General features: G+C 70.0%; 10 protein-coding genes. 1 reads left to right on the forward strand and 9 read right to left on the reverse strand.

Annotation, left to right across the window (positions count from 1 at the left end):
• Positions 1 to 59: 59 nt before the first annotated feature.
• From GIS00_RS08815 to GIS00_RS08855, 9 genes are all read right to left on the reverse strand, one after another.
• Positions 60 to 1,055, reverse strand: a complete 996-nt coding sequence (locus GIS00_RS08815) for a phosphotriesterase family protein (RefSeq protein ID WP_154768092.1) — start codon at positions 1,053 to 1,055, stop codon at positions 60 to 62.
• Positions 1,045 to 1,893, reverse strand: coding sequence for an amidohydrolase family protein (locus GIS00_RS08820; protein ID WP_196073192.1), 849 nt, complete (start codon positions 1,891 to 1,893; stop codon positions 1,045 to 1,047). Before GIS00_RS08820 ends, GIS00_RS08815 begins: the two co-directional genes overlap by 11 nt.
• Positions 1,890 to 3,548, reverse strand: a complete 1,659-nt coding sequence (locus GIS00_RS08825; RefSeq protein WP_154768093.1) for a class I adenylate-forming enzyme family protein — start codon at positions 3,546 to 3,548, stop codon at positions 1,890 to 1,892. Before GIS00_RS08825 ends, GIS00_RS08820 begins: the two co-directional genes overlap by 4 nt.
• Positions 3,545 to 4,303, reverse strand: coding sequence for an ABC transporter ATP-binding protein (locus tag GIS00_RS08830; protein WP_154768094.1), 759 nt, complete (start codon positions 4,301 to 4,303; stop codon positions 3,545 to 3,547). The genes GIS00_RS08825 and GIS00_RS08830 overlap by 4 nt, the downstream gene beginning before the upstream one ends.
• Before the next feature lie 13 nt (positions 4,304 to 4,316).
• The gene (locus tag GIS00_RS08835) at positions 4,317 to 6,122 is read right to left on the reverse strand and encodes an ATP-binding cassette domain-containing protein (protein WP_154768095.1); all 1,806 of its coding nucleotides are present in this window, start codon (positions 6,120 to 6,122) and stop codon (positions 4,317 to 4,319) included.
• A gap of 16 nt (positions 6,123 to 6,138) precedes the next feature.
• Complete coding sequence (locus GIS00_RS08840; RefSeq protein WP_196073193.1) at positions 6,139 to 7,032, reverse strand: branched-chain amino acid ABC transporter permease; 894 nt, start codon at positions 7,030 to 7,032, stop codon at positions 6,139 to 6,141.
• A 52-nt stretch (positions 7,033 to 7,084) separates the two neighbouring features.
• Entirely contained in the window at positions 7,085 to 8,485 is a 1,401-nt protein-coding gene (locus tag GIS00_RS08845; protein WP_154768097.1) for an ABC transporter substrate-binding protein, read from the reverse strand.
• Positions 8,486 to 9,327: 842 nt separating this feature from the next.
• The gene (locus GIS00_RS08850) at positions 9,328 to 10,119 is read right to left on the reverse strand and encodes a FadR/GntR family transcriptional regulator (RefSeq protein WP_154768098.1); all 792 of its coding nucleotides are present in this window, start codon (positions 10,117 to 10,119) and stop codon (positions 9,328 to 9,330) included.
• Positions 10,120 to 10,376: 257 nt separating this feature from the next.
• Complete coding sequence (locus tag GIS00_RS08855; protein WP_322097739.1) at positions 10,377 to 12,125, reverse strand: thiamine pyrophosphate-requiring protein; 1,749 nt, start codon at positions 12,123 to 12,125, stop codon at positions 10,377 to 10,379.
• 421 nt (positions 12,126 to 12,546) lie between these two features.
• On the opposite strand from GIS00_RS08855, the gene GIS00_RS08860 reads away from it, so the two are divergent.
• Positions 12,547 to 13,341, forward strand: coding sequence for an SDR family NAD(P)-dependent oxidoreductase (locus GIS00_RS08860; protein WP_230313350.1), 795 nt, complete (start codon positions 12,547 to 12,549; stop codon positions 13,339 to 13,341).
• Positions 13,342 to 13,405: the final 64 nt, after the last annotated feature.

Consider the following 13,405-nt stretch of genomic DNA (forward strand, 5'->3'; position numbering starts at 1 on the left):
CTACTCTGCTTACCATTATACTGTTCACCGGGCAATGCGTTCCGGACGTCGACCTGGTCTCATTCCGCACCTGTGGGGGTGAAGAGCCGGCGCGGGTTGTCGGTGAGGATCCGGTCGACGACGTCGCCACCGACCCCGAACTGCGCCAGCGTGGACCGGAAGCCGTCGAGCACCTCCGTGTAGGCGGGCGCGGCGCCGTCGACGAGCGAGTTGTCCTCGCCCACGTAGGACACCGCCGAGTCCATCGACAGGCAGATCCGGCTCTCGAACCCCTCACGCACCATGGCGGCCACCAGGCCCGCCCGGAAGCTGTCCGGCAGGAAGACGTCCCGCCCAACCCGGTCGAGACCGACGTAGGCGCCCAGGCGCAGGATCCGGAGGAACGTCGCGATCGGAGTCCGCCGGTGGTCCAGGTGCCCGACCACGACGCGGCCCGGATCGACCCCGGCCCGCAGCAGCACCTCGAGCTGCTCCACCCCGGACGAGCCGGACGTGTGGGTCACGATCGGCACGCCGGTGGCGAGCTGCGCGCCGGCTGCGGCGGTCAGGATCTTCTCCTCGACCGGGACGATCCCACCGGGCGAGGTCGCCACCTTCAGCACTCCGGCCCGGATCCCGGTGTGCCCGATGCCGTCGGTGATCTCGCCGGCGAAATGGTCCCGGAGCTGCTCGGTCGCCATGTGCCGGAAGTACCCGGGCACGCCGTGCGAGGCGGTGTAGAGCCCGGTGGCACAGACGATCTGGACCCCGGCGGCCTCCGCCACCCGGCGCAGCAGCAGCGGTCGGCGGTACATCTCGATGGGCGTGGCGTCCACCATCGTCCGCAGCCCCAGCGCGGCCGCCCGGCGGAGCTGGTCCACCGCACGGGCACAGGTGTCGGCCTCGTCGACCGCACGGCGCGCGTCCAGGTGCACGCCGTCCATCCCGAAGAAGACGTGCTCGTGCACCAGGGTCGTGCCGAGCTCGGTGACCGGTACCGTCCCGGTCACCGTGTTGACCACGGCAGAGGTCGGGACCGGTGCCGTGGACTGCCTCTCGGCCGGTTCAGCCGACATCGGCCGGTACCGCGGGCTCGTAGGAGCCCAGCCGCAGCAGGGTACGGATGTTGCCGCCCAGCACCTTCGTCAGGGTGTCGGTGTCCAGCCCGAGGTTGAGCAGTTCGTACAGCGGGAACGGCAGCGCGAACATCCGTGGCGCGGAGTAGAAGTCCGACCCGAAGACGAGTCGCTCCGGTCCGACGGCGTCGATGAACCGGTCGAGCCCGTGCGCCACGGAGATGCACACACCGGTGTCGAAGGTGATGTTGGGGCAGCGGCGCGCCAGCTCCGGCATCTGACCCGCCTGCGGCCCGGACGAGAAGCCGTCCAGCGCAACGATGTCCAGCTCCGGGAACTTGTCGGCCAGCACCTGCAGTCGCCACGGCTCCTCCAGGAAGGACTCGGCGAGGATGTGCACGAAGGCCGGCACCCGGTGCTCCTGCAGCCGCGCGAACAGCGGTTCCATCCGCGGGTCGTTGATCACCGTGCCCTGGAAGTGGTGATGCCAGGTGAAGCCGCGGACGTCGAGTTCGGTGACTGCGCGGTCGATCTCGGTGAGCGCGGCGTCGACGTCCAGCGGGTCGACGGTGCCCAGAGCGGCGAGGAAGCGGTCCGGGGCGAGATCACGGTAGGCGGCCGCCTGGTCGTTCAGCCGGGGCGCGGTGGTGCTGTGCACGCCGACCGACGAGGGCGAGATGATCGCCCCGGCGATGCCGTGCGCATCGAGGTAGGCGATACGGGCGTCGACCGGGTCCGCCGCCCGGGTGCCGGTGTTGCGAGCACCGACCAGACCCTCGATCTCGGCCACGTGGTGATGGACGTCGATGACCTCGCAGGGCGCCTCGGTGGTGATCACGAGGACACCCCGGTCCGCGCCGCGAGCTCCAGGGCGCGCACGGCGAGCACCTTCTTGTCCACCTTGGTCAGTGACATCGGCCAGTCCCCCGGCTCCACCCACCACACGTGCCTGGGCACCTTGTAGGAGGCCATCGCCGTCCGGCAGGCGGCGAGCAGCTCCGACTCGGTCAGCTCGGTGTCCGGGTACTTCTCGACGAACGCCACCGGGACCTCGTCCAGCTTCGCGTCCGGCAGGCCCACCACCGCGGCCTGACGAGTGCCCGGGACCGTCAGCAGCATCGCCTCGATCTCGGCGGGTGCCAGATTGATCCCGCCCACCTTCAGCAGCTCCTTGCGCCGCCCGGTCCAGGCGAAGGTGCCGGTGGCGTGGTGCACACCCATGTCGCCGGTGTGGAACCAGCCGTCGGCGTCGATCGCGGCGGCCGTGGCCTCGGGGTTCCGGAAGTACCCCAGGAACAGGCAGCTGCCGCGGACCACGATCTCGCCCTCGACGTCGTCGGGCAGCGTCGTACCGGTGACCGGATCCACCACCGCGACCTCGATCCCGTCGAACGGCCGCCCGGAGGTCCCGATCCGACTCTCGTTGTCCCCCGACAGGTCCGGGCAGGAGATGAAGGCGTTGAGCTCCGTCGATCCGTAGCCGGAGAGGATGGCGGCGTTCGGGAACAGCCGCTCGCCCTGGTCGAAGGCCGCGCGGGTGCCGACCACGGCCACCTGGCGGACGTGCCCGAAGTCGATGTCGGACCCCGCGACGGCGTCCTCCAGGCCCTGCAGCACGGCCGGGAACTGCGGCCAGAGGGTCACGCAGCGCTCGCGCTCGACGAGCCGCGCGGCCGTCGGACCGTCGAACCAGCGGGAGGTGACGAAGGTGAGGCCGGACCCGAGAGCGCCGAGCATGAAGACGAGTGCGGCGGTGTGGCACAGCGGTGTGGGGATCCAGACCCGGTCACCGGGCTCGTGGTGCAGGCCCTGCTGCCAGCGGGCCAGCGCGGTACCGCCGATGGCCCGGCCCGAGTGCATGACGGCCTTCGGTCGGGACTCGGTGCCGGAGGTGAAGACCATCACCGCGATGTCGTCCGGCGACACCGCGGCGGCCCGGACGGCGACCTCGTCGGGCACACCCGGGGCGACGTCCGCACGCAGATCGGCCATCAGCGGGTGTCCGGCCGATCCGACCCGGTCCAACCAGACGATGTCCCGCGGCGCGCCCGCATCGCCCGCCCCGAACGCCTCGCCCACCAGCCGCGCGGCGTCGTCGTCGTGCCGCCACCCGCCGCCGGCCACCAGCAGGACGCGCATCCCGGTCAGTTCCGCCGCGTACCGCAGCTCGTCGGCAGACATCCGGTTGCTCAGCGGCACCGCGACCGCTCCGGCCAGTGCGATGCCGAACAGGGCCTCGACGAACTCGACGGTGTTGGCGCTGAGCAGGCCGACCCGATCACCCGCCCGCACGTCGAGACCGACCAGCGCACCGGTGATCCCGACGGCCGCCGCGGACAGCTCGGCGTAGCTGCGGCGGTCGTCGTCGACGACGACCGCCTCGGTGTCCGCCCGGCCGGTGCGACCGGCCGCCAGCAGGCCGGCGAGCGTCCCGGGCCGGGCGCCGCCCCAGATCTCGTCGTGGCCGGCGATCCCGGAGAGCGTCGTGCTCATTGCTGTCCACCCCGTCCTTCGTCGGTGAGGAACGCCGGCGGCCCGGCGGCCGTGACCTCCTCGGCGAGCAGGTCCGGGCCCGGCAGGCCCGCACCCAGGGGTCGGGACTCCGCGACCCGACCGGTCTCGATCACGTAGTACCGGGAGGCGAAACCCTCGACCCAGCGCATGTCCTGCTCGGCCAGCAGCACGGCCACGCCGGTGCGGCAGAGCTTCTGGATCGCCTGGAACACCGCCTCGGTCATCGACGGGGCCAGGCCGGCCGAGGGTTCGTCGAGCAGCAGGACGTCGGGACGGGAGACCAGTGCCTGGGACAGGCAGAGCATCTGCCGCTGGCCGCCGCTGAGCACCCCGGCCATGGCGTGCCGGCGCTCGCCGAGCATCGGGAACCACTCGAAGGCGTCCTCGATCGCCGCGGCATCCCGGCCACGGCGGCGCCCGAGCCGGGCGCCGAGCTTGAGGTTCTCCTCGACGGTCAGGTGGGTGAAGACCGGTGCGCCCTCGCGGACCAGCGACACCCCCATCGCGGCAACGGCGTTCGGCCGCAGTTCGACGACCGACCGGCCGCCGATCTCGATGGTGCCCCGCGCCTCGCGGTGCACCCGCGCGATGGACTTCAGCAGGGTCGACTTGCCGGCTCCGTTGTGCCCGAGGATGGCCACGATCTCCTCCTTGTGGACGTCGACCTCGACGTCCACCAGGGCACGGGCCTGCCCGTACCTGGCGCTGAGCCCGGACACCCGGATGCTGCTCACGTCGTACCTTCCTTCAGGCCATGTGCGTGCGGAGGGAATCCGGCAACCGGTCCAGCTGTGCCACGTCGGGCACCCAGGTCTGCACCCGTCCACGGTCGAGAATGAGGATGTCGTCGCAGACCTCGACCACGAAGCGCATGTGGTGCTCGATCAGCACCACCGTCCGGCCGGCCCGCGCGACGTTGCGCAGCGCTCGGCCGAGGCGCTCGATCTCGGCCTCGTCCAGGCCGGCCGCGGGTTCGTCCAGGCAGAAGACGGTCGCCCCGGTGGCCAGTGCCCGGCCGATCTCGATGACCCGCTTCATACCGAGGGACAGTGCACCGGCGGGTTTGTCGAGCAGCGAGGGGGCCAGCCGCAGGATGTCGACCACCGGCTGCAGTTCCGCGTCCCGCCGGCGTTGCAGGGCGGCGTTGCGGCCCACCAGCAGGGCGGCGGCGGAGTCGCTCGATCGGCGCAGCAGCCCGATCTCCAGGTTCCGGCGCACGGTCAGGTCGTCGACCAGCTGCGGGATCTGGAAGGTGCGGGTCAGTCCCTGCCGGGCGATCGCCGCCGGCGCCATGCCGAGCAACGCCACCTCCCCCAGCCTGACCGTGCCGCTGTCGGCGGGCAGGAACCCGGTCATCACGTTGACCAGCGTCGTCTTGCCGGATCCGTTGGCGCCCACCAGGCCGACGATGCGACCGGGCCGGAACTCGCAGGACACGTCGTCGAGGGCGAGGTTGCCGCCGAACGACTTCGAGACGTGCTCGACCACCAGTCCGGCGGTCCGGCCGGCCGGTCCGCCGAGTTCGCCGGCGGCCGACTCCTCGCCGGGCACTTCGTCGGCGTCGTCGAGGAAGCCGTCGGCCGCGTCGTCCGGGTCGGCCGGACCCGTCCGGCGGAACCGCCTGCGCCCCACCAACGCGCTCAGCCCGGACGGCGCGATGATGATCACCAGCAGCAGCACGATGCCGAGCCCGAGCCGGCTCCACTCGCTGAACGGGCCGACGAACTGGCCGTACCCGGCGAAGATCGCGGTGCCGACGAGGACCGCCCCGGCCATGTTGCGACCGGCGGCCACCACGGCGCCGAGCAGCACGATCACCAGGCTCAGCGAGAACAGACCCGGGAAGACGACGCCGTTGACGAAGACGATCAGCCAGCCGGCCACCGAGGCCGGCAACGACGACAGCAGGTACCCGATCGCTTTCGTCGAGGTGAGCGGGACACCGGCGGCCTGCAGCGCCTGCGGGGAGTCGCGCAGCGCCATCAGCCGGGTGCCCCAGGTGGTCCGCAGGATGTTGCGGGTGTACAGGTAGGCCCCGACCACCACCACCAGGCAGAGGAAGTAGGTGCCGATCGTGCCCAGATCGGTCCCGAACAGCGACAGCTTCCCGACGCCGCTGAGCCCGAACTCGCCGCCGGTGACGCCGCGGGACAGCCGGGTGATGTCCGGGATGATCAGCACCGCGAAGAACGAGAACAGCGCGAGATAGAAGCCGGAGAGCCGGATCCCGGGCAGTCCGAGGATCAGCACAGCGACTGCGCCGGCGACGATCGCGAGCGGCAGGGTCCACCACGGCGGGACCCCGCCCTTCACGTTGAACCACGCGGTGATGTACGCCGCGACGGCCACCACGACCACGTGGCCCACCATGAACTCGCCGGCGATCTCCATGCAGATGAACATCGCCAGCGCGGCCGTCGCGTAGAGCATGATCAGCTGGATCTGGAACGCCACGTTCGACGCCACCAGGAACGGCGCGGCGATGCCGGCGAGCACCGCAAGGGTCCTCACGTACGGCCCGGCCGCCGCCAGGTGCAGGTTCTTCACGACCACGACATCCCGTCCTCGGTCAGATCTTCCGGACCTCGGCGAGGCCGAGGATCCCGGTGGGCCTGATCATCAGCACGACGACCACGAGCAGCAGCACCAGCGGGTTGATGGCCGCCGGAGTGACGAACAGCGGGGTCATCGCGACGACGATGCCGATCGCGGACGCGCCGATGATGGCCCCCTTGAAACTTCCGAATCCGCCGATCGCCATGGCGGCGAACCCGTAGAGCAACAGGTCGAACCCGACGAAGGCCGACGAGAAGGTCACCGGGCTCATCAGCAGGCCGGCCAGCACGCCGAACGCCCCGGCGAGGGCGAACGAGATGAGGATCGTCCGCTGGAAGTTGACGCCCATCAGCTCGATCCCCTGCGGGTCGTCGTGGGCGGCCCGCAGGATGCGGCCCATGGACGTCCGGCGCAGCACGATGTCGAGCGCGACCGCCACCACGACGATCACCACGATCATCACCGCGAAGACCCTCCGCACCGGGACGCTGCCCAGCTGGAACGGTTCACCGTCCCAGTACGAAGGGACCCGCAGCTTCTCCGAGCCGAACCACAATGCCGCGATGCTGTCGACCGCGATGAGAAAGCCCATCGTCGTCAACATGACGGCGGTCCGGTCGTTCTTGGTGCGGTTGCGGACCGGCCGGACGGTGATGAGCTCGGTGAGCGCACCGCCGACCGCACCGACCACGAGGACGAGAAGAATGGTCAGCCCCCAGCCCATGCCGAGCCCGACCACACCCACGTAGGCACCGACCGATCCCAGGGTGACGAATGCCGCCACACCGAGATGGAAATAGCCGGTGGCCGAGAAGACGAGGGTGAAGCCGAGCGCGACAAGGGCGTAGGCGCTTCCCATCCCGAGCCCGGAGACAAGGGCCGTGAGCAGGGACTGCAAGCTGGGCATCGATGCCTCCGAACAGTGGTGACCTCTGCGTGCGGAACTGCCGTGCTGTCGATCAGGAGGTGCTGAGAGGTTCTCCGGGGAATGCGCCGCTCTGCGGATCGCCGACGTGGCAGACCCAGGTGAGTGCAGCGGTGTCGACATTCTCCGTGGTGTGGAACTCGCCGGAGAACTTGGGTCCCTGACCGCCGAAGAACAGCCACGGCAGATCGGTCGCGGCCGGGTCGTCGTTCATGCCCTCCATGGCGGTGATGGCGGCGGCCGAATCCATCGAGCCGGCCTTCTCGAAGGCGTAGTCGATACCGGTGAGCATGTCCGATCCCACCGCGGAACCGAGCATCGCCTTCAGCTCGCCGCCGGTGGCCTTCACCGCCGCGACGAAAGCCTGCTGGGTCGAGCTCAGACCCTCGGGGCCGAAGCAACCGGCCGGCGGGCTGGCCCAGAAGACCTGCCCCCAGGCCTCCTTCGGCACCAGCTGGTCCACCGGGCTGGACCCGAACCCGGGCGTGCCCATGATCTTCGCGTCCGACCATCCCAGGTCGACGAGACCCTGCGACAGCACGCCGATCGGCGCACCGAACAGGTTGCCGACGATGACCTCGACGCCGGCGTCCCGCAGCACCTGCAGCTGCGCCGTGTAGTCGGTCGCCGCGCCGTCCAGGAACTGCGGCTCGCCGGCCACCTCGAGACCGAACTCGGCGGCGGAGGACTGGATGAGATCCGCGTAGCCACGCCCGGTGTCGTCGTCCAGACCGACGATGCCGATCTTCGTCGCACCGGTGCCGGCTGCGGCCGCCAGCATCATCTTCGTCTGCTGGGCGGGCAGCAGCGCGAACTGGAAGTTGGTCGGGAAGTCTGCCTTGTCGCCGACGCCGCTGGATCCCGCGGCGGTCGCCCCGAGCAGGCCCGCCTCGGTCACCTGCGGCAGCACTGCGGCGGTGATCGGGCCGATGGTGTCGGGGATCACCGCGTCAACGGTGCCGCCCGCCAACAGGTCTCGCATCGCGGTGACCGCCTGCTGCCCGTCCCCGGCGGAGTCCCGGGTCTCGATGACCACCTTCTGGCCGAGGATGCCGCCGTCCTGGTTGAGCAGGCAGGCCTCGGCCTGCATGCCGAGCAGGATGTTCGACCCGACGGCGCCGAGCGGCCCGGACAGCGGCAGCACGGCGCCGATCACGAACTCGCCGTCGAGCGGCGACGCCGGCTCGCAGGTGATCTCGGCGGGCGTGGTGGCGCTGCTCGTCGCCTCGCTCGAGGTGGCACCACCGGTCGAGGTGGCCTCGCTGCTGGAGGTCGGTCCGCTGGTGGCCCCACCCGATGATGCGGCGGAGGCCGTCGTCGGGGTCGCGGCCGCGGACGACGATGACGTCCCCGCCTCCGACCCTGACGAACAGCCGGCCAGGACCACGGCCGTGAGGGCCAGTCCCGCCAGTTGATGGGTGCGACGAAGTCTCATGCTGGTCTCCCTTGGAACGCAGGGTGCCGAGCACCCTGCTTGTCGTCGTTGACTTCGCTGCTCGGCAGATGCAGCGTCCAGAGCTTCACAGTCCGATCACTTTCAGGATATCCATGCCTATGGTTGTCCCGCTCGGTGAACGTTTCGGAGTCTATGCGGACGGCGAACCGCAGGGCAAGTAGGAGATTCGGGCTGGTCGAACCCAGTTCCGTGCGGGACAAGCACTTTTCACCCGTGGCCTACCCTGAAGATCGTTATACTGAATCGGTGATTCATTCCTGACCTGGCCGGACGTGGCAGGCACACCGTCCGCGGCCGCACCGGGGTCCCGGGCCACCCGGCGGACACCGCCCGGCGTTGTCCCGGCGCGCCCCGGAGGGTGACGACCCGGCCGACGGCACGATCGCGGCCGCTGGTGACTCCCGACCGGCAGTGCGTCCCGCCGGATCGAGCACTGCTTGATCGAGCACTGCTTGATCGAGCACTGCCGGATCGAGCACTGCCGGATCGAGCACTGCCGGATCGAGCACTGCCGGATCGCGCTCCGCCGGATGGGATCCGCCGGCTGGGTATCAGCGCCCGGTGGACCCGCCCACCTGGCCGGGATCGCCGATTCGCCGGATCGGGCCGGCGGTGGCTTGCGCAGCCGGAGGACCGCGTGTGGCCACCCCGACATCCCGATGGCACAGGGGTGCTCGGACGGCAGCGACGCCGGAGGCACCCCTTGAACCAGTCCGGAGGAACCGTCCACGCATCCGGACGGACACCCGGCGCCGGTGGTATGTCGTCCGACCCATGGTGCGGCGCCGCCGGACCTGACCGACCAGGTCAGGACTCTCTGATCAGTCGGAGGCCCGCCACTCGATCGTGTCGTTGAGGAGCCGGTGGGTGCCGCGGGCGAAGAAGCGCTCGCTGTCCCGGAGGTGCTGCCACATGGCCGCCCGGGCCTCCTGCGGATCTCCGTCGCGCAGTTTGGCCAGGATCTCGGCGTGCGACTGGTGGATCGCGCGCCGCACCCGGGGCGAGTACGTGATCGCCAGCTTCCGGTCGAGGATGTGGTCCAGGGACTCGACGATGCTGGCCAGCAGCACGTTCCCGGAGGCCTCGGCGACCAGCTGGTGGAACCGCATGTTGGCGCTGACGAAGGCGCGGTCGTCGTCCAGGCTGTCCTGCATGGTCGACAGGTTCTCGTCGAGGCGGGCCAGCTGGTCGGCGGTGATCCGGTCGGCGGCCAGCGCCGAGAGCAGCGGCTCGGTCAGCGTTCTCAGCTCCAGGACGGCACTGACCGGGACCTTCTTGACCTGCATGAGCAGTGCCAGCGTGGAGGCCAGGTGCCCGGCGCCGGGGTTCTGCACCATCGGGCCGCCGCCGGGGCCGGAGCGGACCCGGATCACACCGTGGTGCTCGAGGATGCGCAGCGCTTCCCGGAGGGTGCCGCGGGCGACGCCGTACTCCTTCATCATCTGCAGCTCGGAGGCCAGCCGGTGCCCGGGGGCGTAGCCGTACTCGGAGATCTCGTTGACGATGCTCTGCGCGACCAGGGTCGCCGCCTTCGGCACCGTCTGCACCAGCTTCCGCGACGGCCGCTCGTCGGTGGAGGTACCGCCGTTCACGGCATCGTTGTTCTCGTTCACGAGCACTCCCTTCGATGCCTCGGCCGGAGCCCCTCGATGCCGACTGTGCTAATCAGTGTACTGGACCCGGGGGCAGCCCCGGCCTCCGCGCAGCGACGGTGCCACCGGGTGGGCGACGTCGGATCGCAGTCGTCCATCCCGGTTCCTCCGTTCCTGTCCGGACGACGGCAGGGTACTCAGGATCGACCGGCGTGTCCCGAAGGCGACCGGTATGTCGGCCGATGCTTCGCGACCGCTCCCCCGGCCTGCGGGGCTCGTCATTCGAAGAGGGCGCGGTGCGAGAAGGGCGGGTCCTCCGGTGAGGTGATCACCTCGAGCAGCACCGCCCGGCCGTCCAGGGTGGCCGTATGTGCCTCTTGCAACGCGCCGCGGATGTCGGACGGCCGGTCGACCCGGATCCCCACACCACCCATCGCCCGGGCCATGTCCGCGTAGTCCCCGCCGGTCGTCCGGGCACCGTACCGCTTGTGCGAGACCCGCATGACCTCCTCCTCCCCCGCCATGATGAAGTTGTTGAGAACGACGGTGATGATGGGGATCTCGTTGCGGACTGCGGTCTCGAAGTCCAGTCCCACCATGCCGAAGGCGGCGTCCCCCATCACGTTGACGCAGACCGCGTCGGGACGGGCGAGTTTGGCCCCCATGATGAGCCCGAGACCGGAGCCGAGGGCATGCGACTTGCCCCAGCCGAGGTACCCGCCCGGCTCCCTGGTGTGCACGAACGGCACCATCATGTCCCGGGTGCTCCCGGAGTCGTGGGTGAGGACCGACCGGGGCACACCGGCACAGAAGTCGTCCACCTCCCGGATGAACCGATAGGGGCTGATCGGGGTGGAATCCGAGGTGAGGACCGGCTCCCATTCCCGCATCCAGGCGCTCCGCACCTCGGCGATCCCGCTCGTCACCGCGTCGGTCCGGGCCTCGGAAGCGCTGTCGCCGTCCAGCGCCTGCTGCAGCGCGACGATCGCCTGCCGGACGTCTCCCAAGACCGGGCAGGCGATCTCGTAGTCGGCGTACAGGTCGCCGGGGTTCACCGTCACCTGGATCAGGGTCGGACTCCCGGACAGCGTCCGGGTCATCAGGTGTTTCTTCAGGCTGGTACCGAGCGCCAGCACGACGTCCGCGTGGTCCAGGAAGTGCACGGCCGTGGCCGTGGACGACGAGGCGGCCGTACCCAGCGCCAGTGGGTGGCGTTCCGGGAACGAGCTCTTGCCGGCCAGGGTGGTGACCACGGGGATCGCGAGATGCTCGGCCAGCGAGAGCAGTTCGGCGGACGCCTGCCCGTACAGCACGCCCTGGCCGGCCAGGATCACCGGTCGCTCGGCGGCGCGGAGCAGCCGGGCGGCCTCCTCGATCGCCGCCGGGTCAGGGCCGGGCACAGTACGCCGGACGGACTGCGGCGCGGCCTCCGCCTCGGGCACCGTGACGAGCGGCAGGTCGTGCGGCACCTCGAGCATCACCGGGCCCGGCTGGCCGTTCCGCAGACGGCCGAGCACCCGGCGCATCGTGTCCCGCAGCAGGTCTGCCGACTGCAGCCGGTAGAAGGCCTTCGTCACGTGTTCGAATGTCTCGGCCGACCGGAAGTACGGTGTCACACCGGAACGGTCGGCCGGATACCCCAGGGGCAGCAACAGGATCGGCACGCTGTCCGCGTAGGCCGACGAGATGCCCGAGAACGCGTTCTCCGCTCCCGGGCCGTACTGCATGGCGAACACCCCCGGCGGGTTCCCGAGCGTCAGCCGCGAGTAACCGTCGGCGATACCGACGCCCACCCGCTCCTGCCGGCAGACGATCGGCCGGATGCCGATCCGGGCCGCGGTGTCGATGAAGGGTGTCGTGGGGTAGCAGCTGAGGATCTCGACCCCCTCGGCCTTGAGCTGCTCCATCAGCGCAGTCGCCAGTCGCATGGTCGGGTCCTCGCGTCGGTCGGAGCCTGTCGGCACTGCCAGGCAGTTCATGCTTATCATTGTCATGGCTGTGGAACAACAGTCGGGTTCCGGTGACATCCGGCCGACGCCACGCCGCCGCCGGACGGACCGCGGTGCAGATACTCCGGGCAGCCGACACGGAGCCGTTGTCGGGCGGTATCATCTCTGCTGCAGTATTTCTCGTGGTTGGACTCCGGCCGGGACCTCGGTCCGTCATCCGACCCGGACGGGTTCCCGGGGCGGACCCGCGGGCCGGGAACCTCGTCCTAACCCTTGTCCGGTCGGCGGGTATGCAGTACAACTCGTATCAGCATTGTGCTGGATCAGCACTGTGTTGTGTCAGCACTGTGTTGGATCGGCACTGTGTTGTGTCAGCACTGTGTTGGATCGGCACTGTGTTGTGTCAGCACTGTGTTGGATCGGCACTGTGTTGTATCGGCACTGTGTTGTATCGGCATCGTGCGGCGGACAACGACTCGAGGACGGTGTGGTCTCCGGGATGAACCTGACGGACATGACGGGCAAGGCCGGCCTGGTCACCGGGGCCGGCTACGGCATCGGACGGGGGTCGGCGCGCCATCTGGCATCGCTCGGGGCGCAGGTGGCGGTGATCGACCGCGATGTGGAACGCGGCCACGAGACCGTCGACATGATCGCGGCCGACGGCGGTCCGGAGGCGTTGTTCCTCGAAGCCGACGTCTCCGACGAGGAACAGGTCGCCCACGCCGTCGCCGCGACGGTGGCGGCGTTCGGCAGGCTGGACTTCGCCCACAACAACGCGGCCATCTCACCGGTCACCGGGAACACCGTCGAATGCAGCCTGGAGCACTGGGACGCGATCCTGTCGGTGAACCTGACCGGCTTGTGGCTGTGCATGAAACACGAGATCCCGCAGATGGTATCGAGTGGCGGAGGGGCGATCGTCAACACGTCCTCCGGTGTCGGCCTGCTCGGGATGTCCCACCAACCCGCCTATGTCGCGAGCAAGCACGGCATCATCGGCGTCACCAAGGCGGCCGCGCTCGAGTTCGCCGCCGCCGGCGTGCGGGTCAATGCGATCTGCCCGGGACCGGTGCTCACCGGTCTGACCGAACAGGGTCTGCTCGACGGCAAGTACACCCTGGACACGCTGGCGTCGCTGAACCCGATGAAGAAGGTCGCCTACCCCGACGACATCTCCGGCGCCGTGGCCTGGCTCTGCAGCGATGCCTCCGCCTTCGTCACCGGCGTCGCGCTCCCGGTGGACGGCGGCACCGTGGCCGGCCTCCCGTCCTTCCGTCCTCCGGCCGCCTGATCTGCGGTTCGATCGGACGGAACCCGTCGGTACCGGCCGATCGGAACGAGACGCGCCACGGATC

Origin of the sequence: Nakamurella alba (genome assembly GCF_009707545.1) — a bacterium.
Classification (GTDB): domain Bacteria; phylum Actinomycetota; class Actinomycetes; order Mycobacteriales; family Nakamurellaceae; genus Nakamurella; species Nakamurella alba.

Excerpts from the sequence above, each read along its gene's own strand:
- GIS00_RS08815 (WP_154768092.1), bottom strand. The coding sequence starts at position 1,055 with ATGTCGGCTGAACCGGCCGAGAGGCAGTCCACGGCACCGGTCCCGACC.
- GIS00_RS08825 (WP_154768093.1), bottom strand. The coding sequence starts at position 3,548 with ATGAGCACGACGCTCTCCGGGATCGCCGGCCACGACGAGATCTGGGGC.
- GIS00_RS08840 (WP_196073193.1), bottom strand. The coding sequence starts at position 7,032 with ATGCCCAGCTTGCAGTCCCTGCTCACGGCCCTTGTCTCCGGGCTCGGG.
- GIS00_RS08845 (WP_154768097.1), bottom strand. The coding sequence starts at position 8,485 with ATGAGACTTCGTCGCACCCATCAACTGGCGGGACTGGCCCTCACGGCC.
- GIS00_RS08855 (WP_322097739.1), bottom strand. The coding sequence starts at position 12,125 with ATGTCACCGGAACCCGACTGTTGTTCCACAGCCATGACAATGATAAGC.
- GIS00_RS08860 (WP_230313350.1), top strand. The coding sequence starts at position 12,547 with ATGAACCTGACGGACATGACGGGCAAGGCCGGCCTGGTCACCGGGGCC.